We start from the raw sequence: 1,758 nt of genomic DNA, 5'->3' as shown, positions 1-1,758 counted from the left end.
AGCCTCTGGCATAATTGGCTGAGTAAGTGGAATTCCAGCAATTGCAAATGCCGTACCATACATTGGATGCGCATGTACTACAGAACCAACGTCAGGTCTCTTTTCGTATACTCTCATATGCATCTTAATTTCAGAAGAAGGCTTAAATCCTTTATTTGCCTGAATTACATTTCCCTTCTCATCAACTTTGCAAATAAACTCTGGTGTCATAAATCCTTTTGAAACACCTGTTGGAGTGCAAAGGAACTCATGATCATTAAGCTTTACAGAAATGTTTCCATCATTTGCTGCAACCATGTTACGGTTGTAAATTCTTTTACCGATGTCACAAATCTGTTTTTTGATTTCCATCTCGTTTACCATTGTATAAATCCTCCTTGAATGATTAACTAATCTTTTAAATACTCTATAATTTCCGCAACACCCTCTCCCTTGAGTGAGTTCACGTGAAATATCTTTGTTACTCCTGCAATTTCAAGCCATCTATCTGCTAATGGAATATTCGCATCTTCCTTATCAATTTTAGTAACAATCCCAATACATTCTCGATTAGCTTGCGCACTAACCCCTGGTGGAAATAAGCTATATGGCTCATTTGCCGCCACTAAAATTCCAACCACATCCGCCTCATACGTATAAAGTGCTAAGGCTTTTCCCAGTCTATGACTTTGAGCATATTCTCCTGGTGTATCAATTACTGACTCATAATTATGTATATCCTGGGTTTTGTAATAATGAATTTCTTCCCCTCGAAGAGCTTGCGTTAAGGTTGTTTTCCCTGCATGGCTTCGTCCCATGAGAATGAGTTTTCTCAAGTCTTAGTCACCTCACAAATTGTATATCCTAACTTGTTCTTTACGTATTCAAGCTGTGCGGTCATTGCCGCTTCAACTTCGCTAACTGTACCGGTGTATATTAATGAACCCGAAAATCTATCTACAAAACCAATTTCTATTCCACTGGCTTTCATGGCAATATCCGCCATTATAATTGCTGTTTCCGAGGGAATTACTGTAGTAACTCCAATTGCCGCTTTAGCATAATCAAGCTTAGGATCAAGCCCAAGTTTTCTATACAAAATTTCATCTGGGCTAGCAATTATATGCGCCAGTGTAACCTGCCTGCCAGGTACATATTCTTGTATGATGCGTTGGTACTTTTCGTCTTCCATATGTAAGTACTCCACACTAACCTCCTATCTGGCAGCTCAATTTCGATACAGATTCCACCGCCTTTTTAAGCATTTCCATATGTTCATTCTCAGGTGGAAGAATATCTCCCATCAAATATGGCCTGCCCAGTCCTGTGTATTTATCCTGCCCGAGTCTGTGATAAGGCAATAAGTGAATTTTTTTTACTCCTGGTAGCTTATCAGCAAACTTTGCAATATCAGATATTTCCTCAACCGTATCATTAAAAGTAGGTATCACAGGAACTCTTATAACCAACCTGGTCAAACCGCTTTCAGCGATTTTTCTGGCATTATCAAGCATTAATATATTGTCTCTGCCACAAAACTCTTTATGTTTGTTTGGATTCGTATGCTTGATGTCGAGCAAATAAGTATCCAAATACGATAATATTTTTTCTATGGTCTCATATTTTGCACATCCCATTGATTCCATCGCTGTATTAATTCCCTTAGATTTTGCCGTTTTTAACAACGCATATGCAAAATCAGGCTGGCATAGGCTTTCTCCACCCGATAGTGTAAGTCCGCCTCCGGATCTCCAATAGTAAGTCGGATCGTAGCCATGT

4 protein-coding genes are annotated in these 1,758 nt (G+C 39.1%); all 4 read right to left on the bottom strand.

What is annotated here, in order from left to right:
* A partial coding sequence (locus AC52RT_RS02220) for a class II aldolase/adducin family protein (RefSeq protein WP_495539233.1) occupies positions 1-363 on the bottom strand: 363 nt, incomplete at its 3' end.
* Between the two features lie 26 nt (positions 364-389).
* Positions 390-815, bottom strand: coding sequence for a EutP/PduV family microcompartment system protein (locus AC52RT_RS02215; RefSeq protein ID WP_475850528.1), 426 nt, complete (start codon positions 813-815; stop codon positions 390-392).
* Positions 812-1,171 (bottom strand): BMC domain-containing protein, encoded by a 360-nt coding sequence (locus AC52RT_RS02210; protein WP_495539232.1) that lies wholly within the window; start codon positions 1,169-1,171, stop codon positions 812-814. Before AC52RT_RS02210 ends, AC52RT_RS02215 begins: the two co-directional genes overlap by 4 nt.
* Before the next feature lie 16 nt (positions 1,172-1,187).
* On the bottom strand, positions 1,188-1,758 hold a 571-nt coding region (locus tag AC52RT_RS02205), incomplete at its 5' end, for a glycyl-radical enzyme activating protein (protein ID WP_495539231.1).

This window comes from Peribacillus sp. (assembly GCF_059453735.1).
This window is presented reverse-complemented; position numbering and strand designations above follow the sequence as displayed.